Raw genomic sequence first — 23,195 nt, 5'->3', positions numbered from 1 at the left:
TTGGTTCTATGTCATTAATTGCGATATTTATAATAGCGACGATGAGCGTCTACTTCTGACAAGTAGAAGCCTTCTTCTTTTGTAGAATCAGCAATGATGTGTTTTTTATCGTCTGCTGGAAGCAATTCATTATAGAATTGCTCATACTGATCAATTGTTATAGCTTCTCTTTGATTAAACTGTTGAATCACTGACTCTTTTTTCAAAGCTGTTAAGTAGTGCTCTTGAATCGTTCCAGTTAATAATTCAGCTACGGCTCCTGATCCATAACTAAACAGACCTACTTTATCGCCACTTTGAATATCTTCAGAGAATAATAATAATGAAAGGAAGCTCAAAAATAGTGAGCCAGTGTAAATATTACCTACTTCTCGGTTTAATCGCGCACTGTTTTCAAAATGACCATTCCACTGTTTTAACAATTCTGTTTTATCTTCTTTTGTAAAGACTGATTTCTCTTGAGACTCATAGCTACTCAATGCTTTTCGACCCATTTTTGTAAATGGTAAATGGAAAGTCATCGCTTTAATTTGACTCAATTTTTCGGGATCGGTCTCTTCTAATTGTGACATCACTCGTTTGAATATATCTTGATATAACTCCGTTGAGAAACTCCCCTCTACCATGGCAAACTCCGAATAACTTGGTCGCCAAAAATCAAATTGATTATCCGTAATACTAATACTATCCATATCAATAGCAAAGATTTGAGGATTTGCACTGATCAACATCGCAATGGCACCCGCTCCTTGAGTTGGTTCTCCAGCAGTTCCTAAACCATAACGAGATTCATCAGCCGAAATAACTAATACCTTACGATCAGGTCTCAATCTAACATAATCACAAGCCATTTGAAGTGCTGCCGTCGCAGCATAACAAGCTTCTTTTACTTCAAATGATTTTGCAAAAGGTTGAATCTCTAATAACTCGTGAATATAAGTACTGGCAGCTTTTGAAAAATCAAAACTTGATTCAGTAGCAAATATCACTTGATCGATTGTTGTCTTATCCTCGTCATCAAGAATTAAATTAGCAGCATTCGCTCCTAAAGCAATAATATCTTCTTGAATCGTTGGAACAGCCATTTTATTCTGTCCTATTCCAATCGTATATTTTTCAACCTCAGCTCCACGCGCTTTCGCTAATTCATCCATTTCAAGATAAAAGTGTGGTAGATAGACACTTAATTTATCTATTCCGACTTTCGTATCCATTACATTCCTCCATCTAACTTACAGTTTAAATGCCGATCAAATGATATGAGCGGCTCGCATTAAATATTTTACCACTTAAAGAATAAAATTCATTGTTTATTTGTTAAATTCTTTCATTTTAATAAAAGTTTAATGCTTGTTTAAGTATTATTTTCTCAGATCCTCTAAGATTTTCTTGGCAGTTGTACTATTCATAATGTCACTATGACCTAATTGACGAACGACTTCATCAATTTCCGTAAGTTCTGCTCCTACTTGTAATGCCAAGCTACGTGCTTGCAATGCCATATGCCCTTTTTGAATACCCTCTGTCACTAAAGCACGGATTGCTGCAAAGTTCTGAGCTAAACCAACTGCAGCAACAACTTCAGCTAATTCATTTGCTGTTGGATGATGCATTAAACCTAAAGCCCATTGAGCAGTTGGATGTACAGATATTGTCCCACCTACTGTAGCAAGTTGTAAGGGTAGTTCAATTTCCCCTATTAGCTCATTAGTTTCCTGATCTATAAACCATCGGGTAAGGGAGCGATATTGGCCTGATTTACTTGCATACGCATGTACGCCAGCTTCTACCGCTCGCCAGTCATTGCCTGTGGCGATTAATACGGCATCAATACCGTTCATTATACCTTTATTTTGGGTGGTTGCTCGATAAGGATCAAGTTGAGCATAGTCACTAGCTAGCGTAATTTTTCTTGCGATTGTGTCTGCTTCAATCACATCAGCGTGTAAACTAATGATTGGTACCTCACAGCGGGCTTTTACAACTGCTTCTGTAGCGTAATTCGATAAGATACTCATTAAGCCGTCATGTCCAGTGAGACGTTCGATAACGGGTGTTATTGCCTCAAGAACCGTATTCAGAGCATTCGCTCCCATCGCTTCACACGGATTAAAACTTAAATAAATGGTAGTAAAATTTGTCTCTTGTGAGCTATAGGACTTAGTCCAAATGTTTCTAGGTCCTCCACCACGTTTGACCATATTCTGACTTGCTGAACGAGCAACTTTTAACAACTCGTCTTGATGACTCATGATAATCTGTTCGATTTTTCTTGTATCAATCACATTAGCTAAAACAACTTGCCCAATTACATCACGTTTTTCCATCACAGTTTGAATATTTCCCAGTTTTTTTGCACCATTACTTGCTGCGGCAATGACACTTGGTTCTTCAATAACCATTGGAACGGAATATGGAATGTCATTTACGATGAAGTTCACTGCGACGCCTAATGGTAATTGATAATTAAATAAATAGTTTTCTATCATTTGATTAGCAATCACTCCTGGTAATTGAACGCCTTCTACTGTTGTCACTTCCTCAATTCCAGTATTATCGTCTTCATTCAAACGAATTTTAGACCAACCTAAACCATGAAGAATCTCCAATCTTTCTGCTGCTGTTTTTTTATAAAAACCATCAAATATTTGATTCATTGTAAGCCCCCTCTACTGTCAGAATATTTAAAATTATAATCTCATAATTTATCACTTTATATTATGCCATAGATAATAAAAAAAGCGAACAAAGCTGATATATAATCCACAGTTTGCTCGCTTGTTTTTGTTAGAAAATATTATTTTGTGCCGAAAATACGATCTCCAGCATCGCCTAAACCTGGTAAAATATACCCTTGTTCATTTAATCTTTCATCAAGAGCAGCGGTAAAAATAGCTACACCAGGATGAGCAGCTTGTAATGCTTTAATACCTTCCGGTGCTGCAACCACGCAGACAAATGTGATGTTTTCAGCTTTACAATTATGTTTATTAATCAAAACATCGATTGCAGCAATTGCTGAACCACCTGTTGCTAACATTGGGTCAACTACGAAAATGCGTCTATCTGTAATATCTTGAGGCATTTTAACAAAATACTCCACAATTTCTAAAGTAACATGCTCACGGTAAAGGCCAATATGCCCTACACGCGCTGACGGAATTAAATCTAAAATTCCATCAACCATTCCCAAACCAGCACGTAGAATTGGAACGATAGCTAATTTTTTCCCTGCTAATTGTTTTTGAGTACTTTCAACTAGTGGTGTTTCGATCACTACGTCTTCTAGTGGTAAATCACGAGTGATTTCATAAGCCATCAACATTCCTATCTCATTTGTAGCCTCACGAAATGCTTTCGTTGAAGTGTGTTTGTCACGAATGATTGTCAGTTTATGTTGAATTAATGGATGGTTAACTACCGTAAAATTTGCCATTAAAATTCCTCCTTGATATTTGTATTAATCATTTCTTTTACTCAGCATGAAGTGGCTTACCAGCAACAAGTTTTTGTGCTTGTGCTTTTATTTCTGGTAATTCACTTTCTTCTGCTTGTAATGCTTTTAAAATAAGTTTAGCTACTTGACGCGCGTCTTCTTCTTTCAATCCGCGCGTTGTAATCGCTGGCGTACCAATTCTAATCCCACTAGTTTCAATAAATGAAAGTTTATCTCCAGGAATAGAGTTTTTATTAACAGTCATACTTACTTGATCTAATCGTTCTTGAGCCCATTTTCCAGTAATATTTAAAGGTGTGACATCTAATAAAAATAGATGATTATCAGTTCCACCAGAAATGATGTTTACTGGACTTTCTAAAAACACCTCAACCATCGCTTGGGCGTTTTTTATGACTTGTTTGGCATAGTCTTTAAAACTATCTTCCAAAGCCTCACCTAAGGCAACAGCTTTTGCTGCAATAACATGCTCCAAAGGTCCCCCTTGAATGCCAGGGAAAACGGCACTATTGATTTTCTTAGCATGTTCTTTTTTAGCTAAGATAATTCCTCCGCGTGGTCCGCGAAGTGTTTTATGAGTAGTCGTTGTGACAACATCGGCGTACGCAACTGGATTCTGGTGTTCACCGGCAGCTACTAAACCAGCAATATGAGCCATATCAACGAAGTAGATTGCATTTACTTTTTTGGCAATTTCACCAATTCGTTCAAAATCGATTGCTCTTGAATAAGCGCTAGCTCCAGCAATAATCATTTTAGGTTGACACTCTTGAGCTAATCGTTCTAACTGATCGTAATCAATTAACTGAGTTTCAGGGTCAAGACCATAACTGTACATTTCATAAGATTGACCACTAAAGTTTACAGGTGAACCGTGTGTTAAATGACCACCTTGTGATAAATCCATCCCTAATACTCGGTCACCCACTTCAAGAAAGGCTCGATAAACTGCTAGGTTTGCAGAAGAACCCGAGTGAGGTTGAACATTGGCAAATTCAGCACCAAATAATTTCTTAGCTCTGTCGATTGCTTCTTGTTCAATAATATCCACAAATTCACAACCACCGTAGTAACGGCGACCAGGGTAACCTTCAGCGTATTTATTGGTTAATACACTTCCTTGAGCTTTTAGAACGGCGGGTGAGACAAAATTTTCTGAAGCGATTAATTCAATTCCTTCAGTTTGGCGTACTTCTTCTTGTTGAATAACATCAAAAATTAGATCCTGTTTGCTTGGCATAGAGACGTTGCCCCCTTATTCAAATTTTAATTATTATAGCATATAATTCGAGGCTTTTGTGAGACGATTCATGTAAGCGTGACTATCATCTGCATCTGAGAAAGCTTGGGCGAATATAATGTCGCAATTTGATTGTTCGAGAAAACGTAGTCCAGCATAGAGTTGACGGGTTGCAGAAGCAATATCTCCACTCTCTCCTAAAGAATACGAACTATAAACATTTTTATTTTTTTGACAGCAAGCTAATATATCATTATCTGCCAATAGGCCAATACGTTCACTACGTTTATTGATTTCCATCATCCAATCTTGATCTGAATAAGTATGTGGCAAAAGATAGACTGGTTGCTGTGGACTGTAATGCAAATATTTCACGCCCGGTGATTGAATCTTCTGATTTTCAAGTTGTTGACTTGCAGTCATTTCTATAACGGGGGCAATTTTCTCAAGCATGTTTCGGGTCACAGCTCCAGGTCTTAGGATGACAATTCGATTCTCCTCAGCCAGTACAACGGTTGATTCAACGCCTATTTCTGCAGTAGTTGTTCGACTTTTAATGACTCCTGCAATTTTCCCATTAAAATCATGCAAAACATGCTCGGCAGTCGTTGGACTGGGCTTTCCAGATAAGTTAGCACTAGGTCCAACTAAAGGAAAACCTACCATATCAATCAGCAATAACGTTTCAAGTTGACGAGGCATTCTCATTGCGACAGTCTGCTTACCGGGTGTAACACTTGGTGCGAACACTTTATCTTTTAGAGGGAAAATTATGGTCAATGGCCCCGGCCAGAATTCCTCCATTAAACGTTTCGACAACTCATTTACTTCAGAAACGGTGTCATGAACTTGACTTATTTGACTAACATGCACAATTAAAGGATTATCACTCGGTCTACCTTTAGCTTTAAAGACTTTACTCACGGCTTGTTCATTGTTTGCTATCGCACCTAAACCAAAGACAGTTTCTGTTGGAAAAGCAACCAATTCCCCCGCCTTAAGTAAAGCTGCAGCAGCCTTCAGATTATGAAGGTCAAAGATTTGCGTGTCCTGTCCACAATTAGAATCTTCCATTTGCATATTGTCCACTTTACCACCCCTCTTTCAAAGTTGAATACTAACGTAACGATTGTGTAAATTAAAATCTTGATTAATGGTAACTGTTGCGTTTGGAAAGTGTTGCTTAAATATCTGGCTTACCGTTTCAGCTTGACGAAATCCTACCTCTAAGATAATAAGGCTTTTTTCGTGAATAAAAGGTTGGCACTCAACTGCTATCCTTTGATAAATGGCTAAACCCTTGTTTTCAGCGAACAAAGCGGAGGTCGGTTCAAACCGCTTCACGCTTTCATCCATCCAGTCAAGCTCCTCTTCAGAAATATAAGGTGGATTAGACAGTATCAAATCAAATGTTTGCTCGGTGTTTATTTGTGCAAATAAATCACTTTCTAAAAATTCGATAGATACTTGATGCTGTTCCCGGTTGATTTCTGCAATTTGTAAGGCAGACGGACTAATATCACACGCCATGATATCAGCATCAGGGTATTTTTTGGCTAACATTATAGGTATAATGCCTGTTCCTGTCCCGATGTCCAAAACACTCGCTGTTGGCTGATTATTTAAAAAAACATAGGCCAGTTCAACTAAACCAGCTGTATCTTCACGAGGAATAAGTGTATCCATCGTGACTTTAAATCGTTCATTCATAAACTCAGCATAGCCGGCTATATATTGAATAGGCTCATGTTGGACAACCCTGTTTAAAGCCTTTTGATACTTTTCTTCTTCGGATTTTAGGATTGGTTGATGAAGTTTAAGTATATAGTCCGTTAAACTCCAATCAAACAATGAAAGCCAGTAGAAACGAGCCAGTTGCCCATCAAAGCCGTTTGCTTCCAAAAAAATTGAAGCTCTTTTCTGAGCTTCAATCAAGGTTAGACTAGACTTGCGGTCCATTCAATTCCTCCAACTTTTGAGTCTGATCATATAACACTAAAGCATCTACAATCTCATCTAATTTACCACCTAATATAGAGTCTAATTGTTGGATCGTTAAACCGATACGGTGATCGGTCACTCGGTTTTGAGGGAAATTATATGTTCGGATTCTTTCTGAACGATCCCCAGTCCCTACGGCAAGTTTACGGCTCGCATCAAACTCTGCTTGAGCTGCTGAGTGAACTTTGTCATAAACGCGTGCAAGTAAAATCTTCATCGCTTTCTCGCGGTTTTTTAGCTGTGAACGCTCATCCTGCATAGCAACAACTGTGTTTGTAGGGATATGCGTTAAACGGACCGCTGACGCAGTCTTGTTAACGTGTTGTCCGCCTGCCCCACTGGCATGATAAATATCTACACGGATGTCATTGTCATCTAAATTAAAATCAATCTCTTCTGCTTCTGGCATAACAACCACTGTAGCAGTTGATGTATGCACGCGTCCTTGAGATTCTGTTTCAGGTACTCGTTGAACTCGGTGAGCACCGTTTTCATACTTCAATTTAGAATACACTTTACTACCAGTAATCATTAGGGTGACTTCTTTGTAACCACCAATTCCAGTAATATTAGCATCCAAAACTTCTACTCTCCACCCTTGTGCATCAGCATAGTGTGTATACATATTTAATAAATCACCTGCAAACAGCTGAGCTTCATCTCCACCTGCTGCACCACGAATTTCCATAATAATGTTTTTACCATCATTAGGGTCTTCGGGTAACATCATCACTTTGATTTCTTCTTCTAGTACGATACGTTGTTCTTTTAAATCAGCTAATTCCATCTTAGCTAATTCTGCCATTTCACTATCAAGGCCCTCATTCAACATCTCTTCTGTATCCGCAATTCCTTGGTTAACACTCTTATAGTTTTTGATTTTTTCGACTTTAGGTCGTAAATCCGCTTCTTCGATTGTCAATTCACGCAATCGATTCGTATTTGATATTACCTCAGGATCACTCAATAGCTCATGAATCTCATCAAATCGAAAAATTAAGGTATCTAATTGTTCAAACATCAATATCACTCCTTTTCAAAATTCAGTGGTTTACAATAAAATAGTTAAATCGTTCCAGGGTTCTTATAACATTTACGACAAACAGGTACGTAAGACTCGTTACCACCTATTTGAATCTGCTCACCTTCATAAACAGGCTGTCCATTTGAAAAGCGTAAATTCATTGTCGCTTTTTTATGACAAAACCAACAGATTGTTTTGATTTCTTCAATCTTGTCTGCATAGAGTAAAAGGTATTTCGTCCCTTCAAACAAATCGTTGACAAAATCATTTTTTAAACCAAATGCCATTACCGGAATGTTCAATTCATCGACAACTCTTGCTAATTGCAACACATGTTCTTTTGTTAAGAATTGTGCCTCATCAATTAGAATACAATATAAAGGCGTCTTTAATTGGGCAATTGTATCATACACGTTCATATCTTCTGTTATCGCAATAGCTTCTCTTTCAAAGCCAATGCGGCTTGCAACCATCCCTACGCCAGAACGCACATCTATCGCACTAGTAAAGATTTGAACTGCTTTGTTTTGTTCTTCATAATTATGGGCAACCTTGAGTATTTCTATTGATTTACCACTATTCATTGCGCCATATTTAAAATAAAATTGTGCCATAAAACATTGTGCTCCTAACTTTAATTTTTCTACTTTAAGTAGACTTACTCAACTATCCATATTAGAATAATTGATGATTTTAGTCAATGATACTCTTATTATTTTTTGATTAACCTTATATAAGGTCATTTGCTCTTTGAATAAAAGCGAACATCCTCTGTGATTTTTTCTGACATTTTCTTAACAGTGCTTTCTTGTGCTTTCAATTGATTCGATTGCTTGCTAAAATACTATTACTGCATAAAGATATTTATGGTAAATCTTAGACTGTGGCTGACACAAGCCTCACTCTTTAAAAGGAGCAATATATAATGACATTAAAAAGTAAATTAGCAAGCAATGTTGGCCGTTTCGTTCGTTGGGGCTTAACAACCTTCACTCGTGGTGGCAGTAGTTTACCTGGTAAAATTGCTACAATGATTGATCCCAATATACTCGACTCTCTGGCACAGAATTACGATGTTGTCGTGATTACAGGAACCAATGGAAAAACATTAACAACTGCCCTAACCGTTCATGCTTTACAGGAAAAGTACCCACAAGTACTGACAAACCCGACCGGTTCTAATATGCAACAAGGAATTGTAAGCACATTTCTTACAGCACCTAAACTTAAAGCGGGTGAAAGAGGTGTCGCCGTGCTTGAAGTTGATGAAGGGTCACTAAAGCATGTAGTTAAAGCGTTAAAACCTGAACTGTTTGTACACACGAATGTTTTCCGTGATCAAATGGATCGTTACGGAGAAATCTATTCAATCTACGAACTCATGGCCGATGCAGCTAAAGCAGTTCCGTCTGCTACTGTATTAGCAAATGCTGATTCTCCATTATTCAATTCTGTTTCTTTACCGAACAAGCAACTGTTTTTTGGCTTCAATCATCAAAGTGATCACGACGTTGAACCACACTATAATACAGACGGAATACTCTGTCCTAATTGTCATAATATTTTGAAGTATCATCAATTAACCTATGCGAATCTTGGTAAATACTATTGTGGCCATTGTGACTTCAAACGACCAGAATTAGATTACGCTATTAACCAAGTGAAAGAACTGTCATTAACTCATTCTTCTTTTGAAATCGATGGTTTTTCCTTTACGATTCCAGTAGCGGGTTTGTATAACATCTATAATGCTTTAGCAGCTTATAGCGTGGCACGATATTTAGGAGCAGATGCTGAACAAATTGAAAAAGGTTTTTCAAAAGCAGAAAGAGTCTTTGGCCGACAAGAAATGATTGATATTAATGGCAAACAAGTTTTATTAAACTTAGTCAAAAATCCAGTTGGGTTAAACCAAGTATTAGAATTAATCGGACTCGATAAAAACCCATTTATGCTTGTATCAATATTGAACAACCACTATGCTGATGGAACTGATGTCAGTTGGATTTGGGACGGTCATTATGAACAAGTCGTTGATTATCCTGTTCAAGATGTCGTCGTAGGTGGTATGAAAGCTGACGAAATGACGTTAAGATTAACTGTGGCTGGTATTCCCGAAGAAAAAATCACACAATCTTCATCCTTAGATGAGATTATTAACTTAATAGAACATTCATCTCAAGACTATGTACATATTCTTGCTACTTATACTGCGATGTTGGATTTGCGTACAAAATTGAAAGATAAAGGCTACTTATAAATAGTACTAATCAATAGAACTTACTAACATAAATAATGTTAAGAAAACGAGGTATACCCAATGAAAACAATACGTATTTGTCATTTATATGGAAATCTACTAAATACTTACGGTGATAACGGCAACCTATTAATGATTCAATATTATGCCAAAGAAAAAGGTTATGAAGTTGAGACGACATTAGTTAGTCTAGAGGATAGCTTCAATGCCGACGACTTTGACATTGTATTCTTTGGTGGCGGTCAAGATTTTGAACAGAAAATTATCGCTAATGATATCCATAAAATGAAAGAAGCTATTTCAGACTATATAGAAAACGACGGTGTGATGTTAGCAATTTGTGGTGGTTATCAATTACTAGGTCGTTACTATGTTAATGCCGCTGGCGAAAAAATTACAGGTTTAGGCGCGCTACCACATTATACCGAAAGACAAATAAATCATCGTTTTATCGGTGACATTGAAATTTATGATGAAGAAAACCAGCAAACCTATGTTGGTTTTGAGAACCATAACGGTGTCACTTACCTTGACGGTTCCTTAAAACCCTTAGGTCGTGTGATTAAAGGAAATGGTAACAATGGTAAAGACCAAACTGAAGGTCTTCATTATAAAAATGTCTATGGTTCTTATTTTCACGGACCATTGCTGGTTCGTAACAAATGGCTTGCACAGCATTTAATCGATTTGGTTATAAAACAAATCGAAGCAAAATAAGAATCCCCTCAGCTGATATGCTCCCCCTAAAGTAGACACTTGAAAAAGTAAAACTACTTTAGGGGGAGTTTTTATGCGTTCAAATAGTAAACATTATGGATTAATATTGGGTAAGTCAAAGTTTCGCGAAATGGTCTTAAGGTACCAGACCCATAGACACCAAGAGAATCAATCAAAATTAAAGAACACTCACTATAGTAAAGACTTTATACTAACGGTCGTGAATGAACACATTATTAAAGGGATTCCTATCAAACACTTGGCTCGACTATATTACATTCCATCTCATGCAACTGTTAGAATTTGGATACTGAAGTATACTAGAGGGGAAGAAATGAGGAATTATGCTCCGAAACCCGTGGCGTATACCATGAAAGATAAAAAATAACACAAGCAGAAAAAATTGAGAGCTTTAAAGACTGTCTTGCCAACGACTTATCTTATAAAAAAAACGGCTGAAAAGTATCAAGTTCTTACAATAAAGTCTATTCATGGAGACAGAAGTACAAGAAACATAGCCCTGACAGACGGATTGATGGACGTGGTCGTGGGAAACCAGATGCTATTCAAACTGAAACTGAAAGAATACACGCTGAAAATGCCGCATTGAAAGCACGAAATGAGTCCCTAGAATCAGAGAATGCTACGCTAAAAAAGTTAAAAGAAATGGAAAGAGAGTTGATGTTACGCAAACGCGGTATGAAGCAGACTATCAAACGGTCAAAAAAACTCAAAAAAGAAGGATACAAAGTAGCGCATTTATGTGAAATCTTAGGCATCAGCCGTTCGAGTGACTATAAATGGCTAAAACGAAAACCAACCGCCTCTGAAAATCGTCTAAGACAGCTGATTAAATAGATTATTAAAGTTTATGAAGAGCAGAAAGGTATTTATGGATACCATAGTATAACGATCTATTTAAATCATTTTCTTAACGCTAAATTCAACCTTAAATGTGTTCAACGATTGATGCATCTATTGGGATTAAAAGTTGTCATCCCTCGCAAACGTTACAATTATAAACCTCATTCTCCATCCCATGTGGCTGAAAACAGACTGAATAGATAATACCAAAAAGACTATCAGCCGATGGAAGTCCTATTAACAGGTGTCACAGAGTTTAAGTACGGGACTCAAGCAAAAGTTTATCTAAGTGTCATCCTAGATTATGGCGAAAAGATAATTGTGACATTCAAACTCTCTAAACATAATAATAATGAATTAGTTCGAGAGTCAGTCAGTCAAATTGAGGATAGAATTAAAGCAACTAAAACACTCATCCATAGTGATCGTGGCTTTCAATATCCGTCACACAGCTTCAAACATTTCGCGGATGAACATCAAGTTATTCAGAGTATGTCGAGAGTGGGCAAATGTGTCTTTTGAATGATTATGAGACTTTTGAATGGTTATGAGACTTTTGAACAGTTAGAGTCTGATATCAAAGATTATATTGACTTCTACAACAGCAAGCGAGTCACACTGAGCATGGGATTAAAGATACCGGCATAAAAAAATACCATGTATGATAAGACAGCATACATGGCACAAATATTTTGTTTAATTACCTGTCTACTTGACAGGGAGTAGTTCAGCGACATATCGTTGAGGGTGTTTTTATGTAGTCATGTTTTATTATAAAGATAGTGAAAATTAACAAGAGCAAATAGAAGCTTTTACTCTTAGATAAACATCATAAATAGAATTGGTAGAAAGATTGCTGGTGTAAAATTAAGGATTTTTAATTTGGTTAAACCAATCATATTCAATCCTAGACCAATTAGAAGAATTGAGCCTACACAGATTACTTCTATAATAACCGCTGTTGGTAATAATGGTTCTAATACAAAAGCAAAAAGTGTAATACTTCCTTGGATTATCAAAACAGGCAAACTCGATAACAAAACGCCCGCTCCTAACGAAGAGGCTAATAAAATTGACGTGATTCCATCCAGAATACTCTTTGTATAAAGCGTTGTATTATCACCAGTTAAACCACTTTCAAGCGAGCCTAAAATCGCCATTGATCCGACACAGAAAATTAAAGAAGCACTTATAAAACCTTGGCCTAAATTTTTAAAATGGTCCAAATGTTGAACTTTAGCTTCTAATTTTTGAACACCCTTCGTTAATTTACGATCAAAGTCTAAGCCTTCACCTATCAAAATGCCAATTACAATCGATAAAATCATAATAATCGTTTCTTTTCCTTGGATTGCACCATTTATTCCTAAAGTAACCACACACAAAGCAATCCCCTGCATCAACCTCTCATGAAACCGTTCAGGTATTCCTGCATTAAAAAACAAACCAATTAAGCCACAAACCACAATCGCTAGCGCGTTAACAATTGCCCCCATCTGTTAACCTCCCTATCTTAATATTTGATATCAATAACTATACAATAACAAAATACTGAAAACTAGAGTTTACGTCTCTAATTTCCAGTATTTTGACTGAATGATCACTTATTTTTAATGTTACTCTTCTTCAGAGCTTTCAATTGACTCGTCAGGCGTTTCTTCCTCGGATGATTCTTCATTAGTAGCTTGTATCTTTTGCCACTCTTCTTGGCTAATTAAATTCATTTCATCATCTATAAAGGCTGTTAGTTCAGGCGTCCAAGTAAATTCAAAGAAAAATTCTGTTAGAGCAGTTTCCATAAAATCACTCGCTTCATCAGCTTCCAAGGTTGGATCTTCGTCTTCCTTTATCAAATCACTCGCTTCTAGACGACTATCAGCTGAAGTGTCATCAATAGGAATTGTTACACTAATATAATAATCATTTCCTTGCCAATTTTCAGCATAGCTCATTTTATCTAAAGCAAATGATTTCACAACTGTGTAGCTTTGTCCTGGCTTCAATGACTTGCCATACAACTCGTTGATTAATATATAGTCATCTCTAATCTCATCACCATTAATGACTAAACTCGCAGAGCCATCAATTGGCAAAACATCGTAGTCAGACTCGTTTGTCACTTCATATTCGATTGACACAATCATTTGGCCATACATAAAGTATTGAAAGGCTTCTTCGTACTCTTCATCGGGTTCAAACTCTGATACTTCGATCCGTTTCAATGTGACGCTAATCCCTTCATCAATCCTTTCAGTCTTATCCAATTGTTGAGCTGCCACAATTTCCTTCGTTCCCCACATTTCTGTGGTAATGCGATCTTGAATATAAGTCATATTCAATAATAGTTGTTCTGCCGTTTCCCCAGTAGTAGGCAAATATAAAGGCAGCTCTTCTCCTAAAGGATTAGAACCTAAGCCAACAATTTGACTTAAGTTTTGACGTGGAGGAACTACTGTTAAGTAGAAACTTTCTAAATCCATAATGTCTTTAGTTGCTTCGCCACCCACACCATAAACTAAGAAACCTTCTACAGCCGTTTGTGGTGCCATCTCCCCAGAATTAGCCAGTAAAATATCTGCCAAATTCCCACTTTCCATAGGATAAAGAGCAGCGCTTGGATAGGTGTGAATCGTTGCGGAAGGATAGGACAATCTTAACTCTTCAATTGGGAAATAAAAGGTTTCATTGGATGTGTTCGTTATTGTCGCGTGCATTAAAATAATAGATGCGTCATTATTATCAAAATTAAATTCATTTTCAAGTGTCGCATCATAATCTTCGACTGCAAACATCTGAAAACTATCAATCGACACTTCAAATGTTTGTTGCTTTTGTACGAATCTCTCCTGTATTGAAAAGATAGGTTCTCCAAAGCTTATATCTTCTCTTGATAAAAGCGCACTTTCTACCATGCTTTGTTCTGGCACTAAACGCGTATCGACAAACTCATCTACGCCTGCTTCTACTTCGGATTCTACTAACTCATCACTTCTAATTTGTGTTAGCTGACTAGACTGCTCAATTTCGCTTGCGCTATTTTGAATAAAATCATCATAGGTATTGCCAAATGAATCGCAACCCACTAGAAAGAATGCACTAAATAATAACATGGAACTTTTAACTAAAACCTTTCTTTTAATGGGATTGTATTGCTTATTCATAATTGTCCAACTTTCTTTCTCAATATAAGCGAATGCTTTGATTTAATCGTCAAGCATATTCGCTATTAATTTCTTCTTGTTCATAACTTTCTAATCATCAGAATTCTCTGCTGTTCCTTCATTTTCTTCAATAATCAAAGGAATAGGCGCTTCATCCTCATCGTATAAGCCCGATTGCTCACGAAAAACACCATACAATTCAGATATTATCACTTTGATAACGGCATATCCAGGCACTCCAAGAATAACTCCCATTAAACCAAAAATATGACCCGCACCAACTAAGATCAATAAAATCGTGACAGGATGAATTTTCATACTATTTCCTAAAATCTGAGGTGAAACGATTCGTCCTTCAATCGTTTGTTCTATCACTAAAACGAGAATTACTTTTACAAACATTAGCGGTGATGTTAATAAACCAATAATTAAAGCAGGTACAACCGCTATAAAGGAGCCTAAGTAAGGGATCACATTCAATAATCCGGAGATAACGGCTAACGTGACTCCATAGTCTAAGCCGATGATGGCGTAACCAACACCAAACATAATACCGACGATTAAAGCCACAAGAATTTGACCACGGATATATTGGGAGACTTGGTAATTTCCTCGGTACATGATCCGTCTAGTGGTCGGTCTATACTTTGTAGGTATGTGATGTAATATTTGTTGAGATATCTTATCTCCTTCAACTAAAATATAATATAACAAAATAGGAATCATCACAAAACCTGTAGCAAGCTGTGTGATTGTTCCTATCACACTTCCTAAACTTCCAAAGGTAGAAGTAAGAATTGGATTAATTTGTTCAGTAATAACAGCTAAATCAAAGTTCTCAATATATGAACTTATATTAGGAAATACAGCCTCTGCGTTAGGTATAAAGGGAGATTCGGTTATCATTCTATCGATTGTTTCCATATATCCTGGTAAATTGTCCATGAAAGTTTTTGTTTGATTTTGAAGAATTGGTACCAAATATGAAACTCCCCAAACAATTAATAAAACAATAACGATGAATAAACCAAAAATTGATACCCGCTTATTTATTCCTCTTTGGTCTAACTTGTTAATAATTGGAGAAACTAAGTAAAATAAAATAATAGTTGCTATGATTGGAAAGGCAATAAAATTAAAAAATTGTGAGATTGGACTAAATAAATAGGCAATTTGAGTAAATAACTTAATGATAAGTAAACTTAGCAATATGATTAATAAACTTGTCACAGCCTTATTATTCAAAAATCGTTGGAAAAACCAAGTGTTCCTAATTGAACTATTCATATTACCATTGCGACGCATATATCTTCCTCCTGACGCTCATTATTAGATTATTTTATCATAGATTAATGTCAGTTATATTACATCAGTCTAAAGGCTTGAATAAGATTATTTTATAATTTTATGTTATACTTTTATTATATTTTGGTAACGAAGGAGAGTTGTATATGATACAGAATTACATATTAGGTGGCTATACAAAACGCAAAAACAAAGGGATTCATTCAATTGAATTTAATCCTGAAACAGGCACTTTTGGTTCTTCCAGTTTAATTAGTGAGTTAGACGGCCCTACATTCGTAGCACTTTCAGAGGACAAGGATTTATTATGTGCGATTCATAAGCAAGATAATAAAGGGGGGATCGTTGCTTACCGTCTTTCACAAGATGGGCAATGGAATGAAATTGCTCGTTCTTTTGGTAGCGACATTCCAGGCTGTCATGTAAGCTTTCGAGAAACTAGTCGTACAATATATGTTTCAAATTATCATGGTGGTACTGTGGACGTTTATCAATTAGACGACAACGATACACTAAGTCACGTCCAAGTTGTTCAACATGAAGGCTCGAGTGTTCATAAGAACCAACAATCTTCTCATGTACACTTCGCAGATATGAACGCTGATCAAACGCTCTTATACGTTTGCGATTTAGGTACTGATATTATATCAACTTATTCCATCGATGATGTTGGCCAACTCTCACTAGCGAGTGAATTAAAACTTACTCCTGGAACTGGACCACGTCATTTAGTATTTCACCCTGCTAAACCGCTTGTTTATGCCATTGGTGAATTAAATAGTACAACAATCGTTTTAGAAGTAGCTAAAGACGGTTCGCTTTCAGAAATTCAGACTGTTACCAACATTCCAAATGATCAAATAGAAGAATCCGCAGGAGCAGCCATCCGCATAACTAAAGATGGTAAATTCTTGTATACGTCAACTCGTTTCCACAATGTATTAACCGCCTACTCTATTGCTTCTGAAGATGGAACATTAGAGAAAGTTCAGGAAATTGATACTGTTGGTCAAATCCCTAGAGATTTTATCTTAGACATGACAGATCAATTTGTTCTTGTGGCACATCAAGATAGTGATTACATTACAGTTTTTTCTCGCAACACTGAAACTGGTGAGCTGAAGTTCGTAAACAACGAAACATTTGCACCAGAATGTGTGTGTATCGCTTCTGCCTAATCATTGTTAAAAATAATAGCGACCCCAATGAATCATGGGGGTCGCTTTTTTATTACTTTTATTTTAAACGAATATTTCCGATAACTTGTCCTTTTGATACGCGACCCGTTGCTGTAATGTTAAAACTTTCAATTACATCATTACCATTTGTAAAAATTACAATCATAACATTATCTTTATCAGCTTCTGTTAGCTTCTCTAAATCAACATTTGAAACCACTGATTCATTTGTTACTTGTTCATTTTCGCTTACAGTAGATTGAAAGGGTCCGCCATCTAATGATACAGTATCAATTCCCATATGAAGCAGAACTTCTAAGCCATGTGCTTCAAAACCAATGGCATGTTTTGTTGGGAATATTGTGCCAACTTTCCCTGCTACTGGTGAAGTGATTACACCATTATCTGGCACAACAGCATAGCCATCACCCATCATCTTTTGAGCAAATACTAAATCGTTAACATTCTCGATATTAATTAAATCTCCGTCTGCAACAGCATAAACATCTAGTTCTTTGACGATGTCTTCTTGTTTATCTTTTTTCTTAAATAATCCAAACATTTTTTCACTCCTCACTCAATAAAATTTTATGGTGTTCCCAATGTAAATATATCATCAGTTTTCGCCTTTTGTCTAGTCAACTAACCTTATTTGATGAATGGTGTGTTTCATTCATAATTAACATTGTTAACTCTATTATAAACGAATCCTATGAAAACAGGTAGGAAAAGCTTCTGAAACAGAAAAAAAGTTTAAAATTATGGTTAATTAAACTTTTTAAGTCATTTTCCCTCTTTAAAGAAGAGCTCACTCAAGTGCTTCAGGAGTCTGATGTACACTTTCTATGAATTTAGTGTATAATGCATTTAGTAAAAAGAGAAACGAGGTTCAAGTTTTGGAAAATTTAGAAATTATTGAATTAATAAAGATATTCATTTTAAGTATTGTTCAAGGTATTACAGAATGGCTTCCGGTCAGCAGTACTGGTCATATGATTTTGATTGATGAATTCATTCAATTAAGTATCCGTCCAGAGTTCACGGAAATGTTTTTGGTTTTAGTCCAATTAGGATCAATTTTTGCAGTGATTGTTATCTACTTTAATAAACTTAATCCTTTTTCACCCAAAAAATCAAAAGAAGATCAAAAAGCAACATGGATTGTTTGGTTTAAAGTAGTGGTTGCCAGTGTACCAGCTGCGATTTTCGGCTTTATCCTTAATGATTATATGGATGAGTACTTCTATAACCCATGGGTCGTGTCAATCGCATTAATTGCTTATGGTTTTGTATTTATTTGGATTGAAAATAAGCATCAAGGCAAGCATTCTCATTCAATTGATGAGTTAAGCCATATTTCTTATTTAGATGCATTTAAAATTGGTCTATTCCAATCACTGTCGATTATCCCGGGGACGTCTCGTTCAGGCTCAACCATTATTGGTGGTTTACTTCTAGGGATGGACCGTAGTGTAGCAACTGAGTTTTCATTCTATATGAGTATTCCAATTATGTTTGGTGCTAGCTTTTTAAAACTTGTGAAATTCGGTTTTAACTTCACAAGTGCAGAGTTAGTTTACTTGCTATCTGGTATGTTGATTGCTTTTGTTGTCTCACTTATCGCTATTAAATTCTTATTGAGTTATATTAGACGCAACGACTTCAAAGTATTTGGTTATTACCGAATCATTTTAGGTTCTCTTGTCATTCTATATTTCTTATTCAACTCATAATTTATCATTTTCAAGAGAAAAATCACCACAACTCATTTGAGAGTGTGGTGATTTTTTTACTATTTTTGCAAATTATTTTGACACAGTGATTTCCTTCACGCCACCCATATAAGGAATTAATACTTCTGGAATTTCTACACTTCCGTCAGCACGTTGGTAATTTTCTAATATCGCAACGACTGTACGTCCAACTGCTAAACCTGAGCCGTTTAAAGTATGTACTTGCTCAACCTTACCTTCGAAACTACGGTATCTGATTTTCGCACGTCTGGCTTGGAAAGCTTCACAGTTTGAACAAGAACTAATTTCACGGTAAGTATTTTGAGCCGGAACCCATACTTCTATATCATAAGTTTTCGCAGCCGAAAAACCCATGTCTCCAGTACATAAAACAATTGTACGATAGGGTAATTTCAACGCTTTAAGGATGCCTTCAGCGTCTAAGGTCATTGACTCTAACTCATCATATGAGTGATCCGGATGTGAGAATTTAACTAATTCTACCTTATTAAATTGATGCATACGAATTAATCCACGTGTATCGCGCCCAGCACTTCCTGCTTCTGATCTAAATGATGGTGCTAAAGCAGTAAATTTAATTGGTAATGCTTCTTCATCTAAAATTTCATTTGCATAATAGTTAGTTAAAGGTACTTCTGCCGTCGGAATCAAAGTAAAATGACGATCGTCATTTAATTGGAACGTATCCTCTACAAATTTCGGATATTGACCAGTTCCAAACATTGCTTTTTCATTAACAATATAAGGAGGTATCATCTCAGTATAGCCGTTGTGCAGGGTATGCTGGTCTAACATAAAGTTGTAAATAGCACGTTCTAAACGCGCTCCTAAACCTTTGTAATATACAAATCGACTTCCAGCAACTTTAGCCCCTCGTTCAAAATCAAGAATATCGAGTTTTTCAGCAATATCCCAGTGGTTTAAGGGGTCAAAGTCAAAGTTTGGTAACTCTCCCCAACGACGAACTTCTTCGTTATCGTCTTCATCTTCACCTACAGGTACAGATGCGTGTGGAACGTTAGGCAAAGTATGTTCAATTTTTTCTAATTTACCTGCTAAAAATTCTAATTCATCGTCGTTCGCTTTGATTGTTTTACCAATTTCTTGCATTTGGGCAATCTTAGCATCGGCATTTTCTTTATTTCTCTTAAGTGTTGCAATTTCCTGAGTCACTTGATTACGAGTTTGTTTTTGTTGTTCTACTTCTGTTAATAAAGCTAATCTTTTCTCATCTAATTCACGGTACGTTTCAAGCGTTTCACGAGAAATACCTCGCTTCGTTAATAATTCTGTTGCCTCTTCAAAATGGTCACGTAATAATTTTCGATCTAACATGATGTTTCCTCCCAGAAATATAAATTTGTATGCAAAAAGACCTTCGTCAAATAAATCTGGGACGAAGGTCTAAACTCGCGGTACCACCCGTATTCATAACGAGTCTAGTCTCGTCATGCACTCTAAATCGATAACGGCGAACACCGGCACTACTTAATCAAAAGTTTTCATAGGCTATTAAAAACGTGGATTCACTATCTCGCTTGAACGACTCTCACCAACCGTCGCTTCTCTGAACAAACTTAATAGTTACTATTCGTTTCATATTTACTTTATTATAAATCAGCTACTCAAAAAGTCAAGTAGCCTACCAGTTTAATTCTAAAGCTTTCTCAGTGTCATCATAATGATGAATTGCTTCAAGACCTGCAAACCTTTGTTGCCTTAGCGCTTCAAAGATAACAATATTTGCAGAATTCGACAAATTCAATGAACGCACATGCTCATCATTCATTGGTATTCTTAAGCTATCTGCTTTATGACTTTCCATCAATTCAACCGGCAAACCAGTTGTTTCTTTACCAAACAAGAAAAATTGTTCTCCAGTCTGGTTTTTTGCCAAGTTGGCTTCACTATAAACTCTTGGTGCAAATTTGGTAATTAAATATAATGAACGCTGACCTACATATTCAATAAACGCTTCTAAATTAGCATGATAAGTAATATCAACATTATGCCAATAGTCTAAGCCTGCTCTTTTCAACATTTTATCTGAAGTATCAAAACCTAAAGGCTCGATAAGATGTAAACTACTATTTGTACCCGCACAAGTTCTTGCTATATTTCCAGTGTTGGCTGGCATTAATGGTTCAAATAACGCAATATGATTTTTCACAATATCTCCTAGTTTCTTTGAGGTTTATTTTACCGCATTGATCGCGGTAATTTTTTATTTTCTAAAGTCTTTAATGCTTTGGTCATCTCTTCAATTGTTTCTTCATCTGTTTCCTTAGCTAACTGGTCAGCAACACATTCAGTCAATACGTCATTACGATAACGTTGAATTTGAGCAATTGCCCAAGCGGCAGTCCCACGAATCATCGGTCTTGGATCTTCTTCCATCACTTCAATTAACTGAGGTAATGCAGTCTGATCTCGATAATTTGCTAAAGCAATAATTGCGTTTCGTTGCAAGGGTTTTTTACCTCGCCAAGAACCAGCCATATGACCAAATTGTGCTTTAAATTCTTTGTTTGAAATGGTTAACAGTGGCTTTAAAGCAGGTTGTACTGCATCTGGATCCGGCTCCATTTCAGGGTGAATATGAGAATCAATCCCTTGATTATAAGGACAAACCAGTTGACAAATATCACAACCGTAAATAACGTGAGATATTTGACGGCGATATTGCTCTGGCATATAGCCCTTAGTCTGAGTTTGATAAGACAGACAAATTCGACCATTAATTCGACCATCTCCTAATAAGGCACTCGGTGGACAAGCAGTAATACATCGCATACAATCACCACATCCAAAAGGGACACGCTCATCCGGTGAAAGCTCTAAATCGGTAATTATTTCACCTAAATAAACATAGGAGCCAAATTCCTTTGTAATCAACAAGCCATTACGTCCGATAAAGCCTAAACCTGCCCTCTCAGCTGTTGCAACATCAATAAGCTCACCTGTATCAACCATAGGCTTAAACGTGGCTGTTGACGCTTCAGTTTTGATATAATCAATGAGTTTTTCCATACGATCGCGTAATATATCATGATAATCGACACCCCAAGAGGCTCTGGCAAAGGTTCCACGTCGATTATCTTTGTCTTGTGGGTGTGGCTCATTCAGTTTACTTGGGTAGGCTAATGCAATCGAAATTATAGTTTTCGGTTTATTAAATATTTTATCTGGATACAAACGTTCTTCTAATACCTTATGTTCAAAACCAGTGGAATGTCCAGCAGCTTGCTGTTCTTCAAGTGATTCCTTTAAATGGTCAAAAGGTTCAGCAGTTGCAAAGCCAATTTTATCTATTCCAATTTCTTTAGCAGCCAATCTAATCTTCTCTTTTAGTAGTGTATGACTCATAATAATCACCTCTTCCGCTCCCTATTATTGTATCAAAAATCTAAGAAATCATCACTAAAATTTGTGCCTTCCTAAATATTACCACTGTATATGCTGTTTTCAGCTTCTATCTCTATCCACACGATACCTTTATCACTATTAAAACAAAGCGAATATGTCGCTTAACGAATAAAAAAACCAACATTAACGTTATCCGTTAATGTTGGTTAATAATCTTATTGTTGATTACTCTTCTTCTTTAGTTTCTGATCCAATTACTTCTGGTTCAGCAACTTCTTCATCTGATTCAACTGGTTCTTCAGTTGGAGCAGATACAGAAACGATCGTACGATCAGCTTCATCTAATACAGTAACGTTTTCTGGTACAACTAAATCACTAACAGTTTTAACGTCACCAATTACAGCACCTTTAACATCGATTTCGAAACTTGAAGGAATGTTATCTGGTGTTGTTTCTACTTGAATCGTGTTAGCGATTAATTCAACAATACCTTCTTGAACAGTTTCTTCGTTAACAAGATATAATGGAACTTCAACCGTTAATTTTTGGTTAGCTGAAATTGCTTCTAAATCTAAGCTATAGAAAGTATCTTGTAAAGAAGCTTTTGCGAATGATTTGATCCAAACTTTTTGAGTTTTTCCGTCAAATGCTAAATCGAATACTGCGTTAGCCCCTTCTTTTTTCAATAATGCTTCAAACTCACGGCGGTTGATTGTTAATGATAATGCATCAAAATCAGTTCCATATAATGAAACAGGAATCAAACCTTCTTGACGAGCTTTGCGTGACGCACTAGTACCAGTTTTTGTTCTTAATTCTGCTTTAATTGCCATAGTATTTATTTCTCCTTTTTACTTAGTTAATGCC

At 36.4% G+C, this 23,195-nt stretch carries 24 protein-coding genes and 1 other annotated feature; of the genes, 8 read left to right on the top strand and 16 right to left on the bottom strand.

All coding sequences use genetic code 11. The features are described 5' to 3' along the window. Nucleotides 1–14: 14 nt before the first annotated feature. The 8 genes from ACTQ45_RS01315 to ACTQ45_RS01280 form a co-directional block, all read right to left on the bottom strand. A complete protein-coding gene (locus ACTQ45_RS01315) occupies nucleotides 15–1,214 on the bottom strand; it encodes a hydroxymethylglutaryl-CoA synthase (RefSeq protein ID WP_441762743.1) in 1,200 nt (399 codons plus the stop codon). Between the two features lie 147 nt (nucleotides 1,215–1,361). After that, nucleotides 1,362–2,657, bottom strand: coding sequence for a hydroxymethylglutaryl-CoA reductase, degradative (locus ACTQ45_RS01310; RefSeq protein WP_441750119.1), 1,296 nt, complete (start codon nucleotides 2,655–2,657; stop codon nucleotides 1,362–1,364). A gap of 140 nt (nucleotides 2,658–2,797) precedes the next feature. Beyond that, entirely contained in the window at nucleotides 2,798–3,436 is a 639-nt protein-coding gene (gene upp, locus ACTQ45_RS01305; RefSeq protein WP_441762742.1) for a uracil phosphoribosyltransferase, read from the bottom strand. A gap of 37 nt (nucleotides 3,437–3,473) precedes the next feature. Then, complete coding sequence (gene glyA / locus ACTQ45_RS01300) at nucleotides 3,474–4,697, bottom strand: serine hydroxymethyltransferase (RefSeq protein WP_441750117.1); 1,224 nt, start codon at nucleotides 4,695–4,697, stop codon at nucleotides 3,474–3,476. A gap of 33 nt (nucleotides 4,698–4,730) precedes the next feature. Continuing rightward, nucleotides 4,731–5,777 carry an L-threonylcarbamoyladenylate synthase gene (locus tag ACTQ45_RS01295; protein ID WP_441763019.1) on the bottom strand — a complete coding sequence of 349 codons (1,047 nt, stop codon included), beginning with the start codon at nucleotides 5,775–5,777 and terminating at the stop codon, nucleotides 4,731–4,733. Nucleotides 5,778–5,801: 24 nt separating this feature from the next. Beyond that, nucleotides 5,802–6,656 (bottom strand): peptide chain release factor N(5)-glutamine methyltransferase, encoded by an 855-nt coding sequence (prmC, locus tag ACTQ45_RS01290; RefSeq protein WP_441750116.1) that lies wholly within the window; start codon nucleotides 6,654–6,656, stop codon nucleotides 5,802–5,804. Continuing rightward, on the bottom strand, nucleotides 6,640–7,719 hold the full coding sequence (prfA, locus tag ACTQ45_RS01285) for a peptide chain release factor 1 (protein ID WP_441750115.1): 1,080 nt from the start codon (nucleotides 7,717–7,719) through the stop codon (nucleotides 6,640–6,642). Before prfA ends, prmC begins: the two co-directional genes overlap by 17 nt. A gap of 44 nt (nucleotides 7,720–7,763) precedes the next feature. Then, the gene (locus ACTQ45_RS01280; protein ID WP_441750114.1) at nucleotides 7,764–8,336 is read right to left on the bottom strand and encodes a thymidine kinase; all 573 of its coding nucleotides are present in this window, start codon (nucleotides 8,334–8,336) and stop codon (nucleotides 7,764–7,766) included. A 311-nt stretch (nucleotides 8,337–8,647) separates the two neighbouring features. Between ACTQ45_RS01280 and ACTQ45_RS01275 the strand changes: the two genes are divergently transcribed. The 6 genes from ACTQ45_RS01275 to ACTQ45_RS01250 all read left to right on the top strand — a co-directional run bounded on the left by ACTQ45_RS01275 (nucleotide 8,648) and on the right by ACTQ45_RS01250 (nucleotide 12,211). Then, nucleotides 8,648–9,982, top strand: a complete 1,335-nt coding sequence (locus tag ACTQ45_RS01275; protein ID WP_441750113.1) for a MurT ligase domain-containing protein — start codon at nucleotides 8,648–8,650, stop codon at nucleotides 9,980–9,982. A gap of 60 nt (nucleotides 9,983–10,042) precedes the next feature. Beyond that, nucleotides 10,043–10,699 (top strand): type 1 glutamine amidotransferase, encoded by a 657-nt coding sequence (locus ACTQ45_RS01270; protein ID WP_441750112.1) that lies wholly within the window; start codon nucleotides 10,043–10,045, stop codon nucleotides 10,697–10,699. Nucleotides 10,700–11,305: 606 nt separating this feature from the next. Then, nucleotides 11,306–11,557 carry a hypothetical protein gene (locus ACTQ45_RS01265; RefSeq protein ID WP_441762741.1) on the top strand — a complete coding sequence of 84 codons (252 nt, stop codon included), beginning with the start codon at nucleotides 11,306–11,308 and terminating at the stop codon, nucleotides 11,555–11,557. Further along, on the top strand, nucleotides 11,558–11,767 hold the full coding sequence (locus tag ACTQ45_RS01260; RefSeq protein ID WP_441763018.1) for a transposase: 210 nt from the start codon (nucleotides 11,558–11,560) through the stop codon (nucleotides 11,765–11,767). Nucleotides 11,768–11,788: 21 nt separating this feature from the next. Then, the gene (locus tag ACTQ45_RS01255; RefSeq protein ID WP_441762740.1) at nucleotides 11,789–12,085 is read left to right on the top strand and encodes a DDE-type integrase/transposase/recombinase; all 297 of its coding nucleotides are present in this window, start codon (nucleotides 11,789–11,791) and stop codon (nucleotides 12,083–12,085) included. 6 nt (nucleotides 12,086–12,091) lie between these two features. After that, the gene (locus ACTQ45_RS01250; protein ID WP_441762739.1) at nucleotides 12,092–12,211 is read left to right on the top strand and encodes an IS3 family transposase; all 120 of its coding nucleotides are present in this window, start codon (nucleotides 12,092–12,094) and stop codon (nucleotides 12,209–12,211) included. A 170-nt stretch (nucleotides 12,212–12,381) separates the two neighbouring features. Here ACTQ45_RS01250 and ACTQ45_RS01245 read toward each other — a convergent pair whose 3' ends face one another. The 3 genes from ACTQ45_RS01245 to ACTQ45_RS01235 form a co-directional block, all read right to left on the bottom strand. Then, nucleotides 12,382–13,059: a DUF554 domain-containing protein gene (locus ACTQ45_RS01245; RefSeq protein WP_441750109.1), complete on the bottom strand. Its 678-nt coding sequence runs from the start codon at nucleotides 13,057–13,059 to the stop codon at nucleotides 12,382–12,384. A 120-nt stretch (nucleotides 13,060–13,179) separates the two neighbouring features. After that, complete coding sequence (locus tag ACTQ45_RS01240; RefSeq protein WP_441762738.1) at nucleotides 13,180–14,673, bottom strand: hypothetical protein; 1,494 nt, start codon at nucleotides 14,671–14,673, stop codon at nucleotides 13,180–13,182. A gap of 141 nt (nucleotides 14,674–14,814) precedes the next feature. Then, a complete protein-coding gene (locus ACTQ45_RS01235; RefSeq protein ID WP_441750107.1) occupies nucleotides 14,815–16,029 on the bottom strand; it encodes an AI-2E family transporter in 1,215 nt (404 codons plus the stop codon). 146 nt (nucleotides 16,030–16,175) lie between these two features. Here ACTQ45_RS01235 and ACTQ45_RS01230 point away from each other — a divergent pair, with 146 nt between their 5' ends. Beyond that, nucleotides 16,176–17,207: a lactonase family protein gene (locus ACTQ45_RS01230; RefSeq protein ID WP_441762737.1), complete on the top strand. Its 1,032-nt coding sequence runs from the start codon at nucleotides 16,176–16,178 to the stop codon at nucleotides 17,205–17,207. 58 nt (nucleotides 17,208–17,265) lie between these two features. Here the strand turns inward: ACTQ45_RS01230 and ACTQ45_RS01225 are convergent, their stop codons facing one another. Continuing rightward, complete coding sequence (locus ACTQ45_RS01225) at nucleotides 17,266–17,769, bottom strand: PTS sugar transporter subunit IIA (protein WP_441750105.1); 504 nt, start codon at nucleotides 17,767–17,769, stop codon at nucleotides 17,266–17,268. A gap of 334 nt (nucleotides 17,770–18,103) precedes the next feature. On the opposite strand from ACTQ45_RS01225, the gene ACTQ45_RS01220 reads away from it, so the two are divergent. Then, the gene (locus tag ACTQ45_RS01220; protein ID WP_441762736.1) at nucleotides 18,104–18,940 is read left to right on the top strand and encodes an undecaprenyl-diphosphate phosphatase; all 837 of its coding nucleotides are present in this window, start codon (nucleotides 18,104–18,106) and stop codon (nucleotides 18,938–18,940) included. A gap of 72 nt (nucleotides 18,941–19,012) precedes the next feature. On the opposite strand, the gene serS is transcribed toward ACTQ45_RS01220, so the two are convergent. The 4 genes from serS to ACTQ45_RS01200 all read right to left on the bottom strand — a co-directional run bounded on the left by serS (nucleotide 19,013) and on the right by ACTQ45_RS01200 (nucleotide 23,161). Continuing rightward, entirely contained in the window at nucleotides 19,013–20,296 is a 1,284-nt protein-coding gene (serS, locus tag ACTQ45_RS01215; protein WP_441762735.1) for a serine--tRNA ligase, read from the bottom strand. A gap of 54 nt (nucleotides 20,297–20,350) precedes the next feature. Further along, nucleotides 20,351–20,570 (bottom strand) — a binding site (T-box leader). Between the two features lie 33 nt (nucleotides 20,571–20,603). Next, nucleotides 20,604–21,131 (bottom strand): tRNA (cytidine(34)-2'-O)-methyltransferase, encoded by a 528-nt coding sequence (locus tag ACTQ45_RS01210; protein ID WP_441750102.1) that lies wholly within the window; start codon nucleotides 21,129–21,131, stop codon nucleotides 20,604–20,606. 29 nt (nucleotides 21,132–21,160) lie between these two features. After that, nucleotides 21,161–22,327 (bottom strand): tRNA epoxyqueuosine(34) reductase QueG, encoded by a 1,167-nt coding sequence (gene queG / locus ACTQ45_RS01205; RefSeq protein WP_441750101.1) that lies wholly within the window; start codon nucleotides 22,325–22,327, stop codon nucleotides 21,161–21,163. Between the two features lie 225 nt (nucleotides 22,328–22,552). Next, on the bottom strand, nucleotides 22,553–23,161 hold the full coding sequence (locus ACTQ45_RS01200; RefSeq protein ID WP_441750100.1) for a 50S ribosomal protein L25: 609 nt from the start codon (nucleotides 23,159–23,161) through the stop codon (nucleotides 22,553–22,555). Nucleotides 23,162–23,195 lie beyond the last annotated feature (34 nt).

It is taken from the genome of Fundicoccus sp. Sow4_D5 (assembly GCF_052116365.1).
In the GTDB taxonomy this organism is placed as follows: Bacteria; Bacillota; Bacilli; order Lactobacillales; family Aerococcaceae; genus Fundicoccus.
Note: the sequence above shows the minus strand (reverse complement) of the source record. Positions and strands in the feature narration are given on the sequence as shown.

Bases quoted from the DNA above. Each gene is read 5' to 3' on its own strand.
- ACTQ45_RS01240 (WP_441762738.1), bottom strand. From the start codon at position 14,673: ATGTTATTATTTAGTGCATTCTTTCTAGTGGGTTGCGATTCATTTGGC.
- ACTQ45_RS01255 (WP_441762740.1), top strand. From the start codon at position 11,789: ATGGAAGTCCTATTAACAGGTGTCACAGAGTTTAAGTACGGGACTCAA.
- serS (WP_441762735.1), bottom strand. From the start codon at position 20,296: ATGTTAGATCGAAAATTATTACGTGACCATTTTGAAGAGGCAACAGAA.
- upp (WP_441762742.1), bottom strand. From the start codon at position 3,436: ATGGCAAATTTTACGGTAGTTAACCATCCATTAATTCAACATAAACTG.
- ACTQ45_RS01310 (WP_441750119.1), bottom strand. From the start codon at position 2,657: ATGAATCAAATATTTGATGGTTTTTATAAAAAAACAGCAGCAGAAAGA.
- prfA (WP_441750115.1), bottom strand. From the start codon at position 7,719: ATGTTTGAACAATTAGATACCTTAATTTTTCGATTTGATGAGATTCAT.
- queG (WP_441750101.1), bottom strand. From the start codon at position 22,327: ATGAGTCATACACTACTAAAAGAGAAGATTAGATTGGCTGCTAAAGAA.
- ACTQ45_RS01270 (WP_441750112.1), top strand. From the start codon at position 10,043: ATGAAAACAATACGTATTTGTCATTTATATGGAAATCTACTAAATACT.
- ACTQ45_RS01250 (WP_441762739.1), top strand. From the start codon at position 12,092: ATGAGACTTTTGAATGGTTATGAGACTTTTGAACAGTTAGAGTCTGAT.
- ACTQ45_RS01230 (WP_441762737.1), top strand. From the start codon at position 16,176: ATGATACAGAATTACATATTAGGTGGCTATACAAAACGCAAAAACAAA.
- ACTQ45_RS01315 (WP_441762743.1), bottom strand. From the start codon at position 1,214: ATGGATACGAAAGTCGGAATAGATAAATTAAGTGTCTATCTACCACAC.
- ACTQ45_RS01225 (WP_441750105.1), bottom strand. From the start codon at position 17,769: ATGTTTGGATTATTTAAGAAAAAAGATAAACAAGAAGACATCGTCAAA.
- ACTQ45_RS01235 (WP_441750107.1), bottom strand. From the start codon at position 16,029: ATGCGTCGCAATGGTAATATGAATAGTTCAATTAGGAACACTTGGTTT.
- ACTQ45_RS01275 (WP_441750113.1), top strand. From the start codon at position 8,648: ATGACATTAAAAAGTAAATTAGCAAGCAATGTTGGCCGTTTCGTTCGT.
- ACTQ45_RS01245 (WP_441750109.1), bottom strand. From the start codon at position 13,059: ATGGGGGCAATTGTTAACGCGCTAGCGATTGTGGTTTGTGGCTTAATT.
- ACTQ45_RS01295 (WP_441763019.1), bottom strand. From the start codon at position 5,777: ATGCAAATGGAAGATTCTAATTGTGGACAGGACACGCAAATCTTTGAC.
- ACTQ45_RS01200 (WP_441750100.1), bottom strand. From the start codon at position 23,161: ATGGCAATTAAAGCAGAATTAAGAACAAAAACTGGTACTAGTGCGTCA.
- prmC (WP_441750116.1), bottom strand. From the start codon at position 6,656: ATGGACCGCAAGTCTAGTCTAACCTTGATTGAAGCTCAGAAAAGAGCT.
- glyA (WP_441750117.1), bottom strand. From the start codon at position 4,697: ATGCCAAGCAAACAGGATCTAATTTTTGATGTTATTCAACAAGAAGAA.
- ACTQ45_RS01280 (WP_441750114.1), bottom strand. From the start codon at position 8,336: ATGGCACAATTTTATTTTAAATATGGCGCAATGAATAGTGGTAAATCA.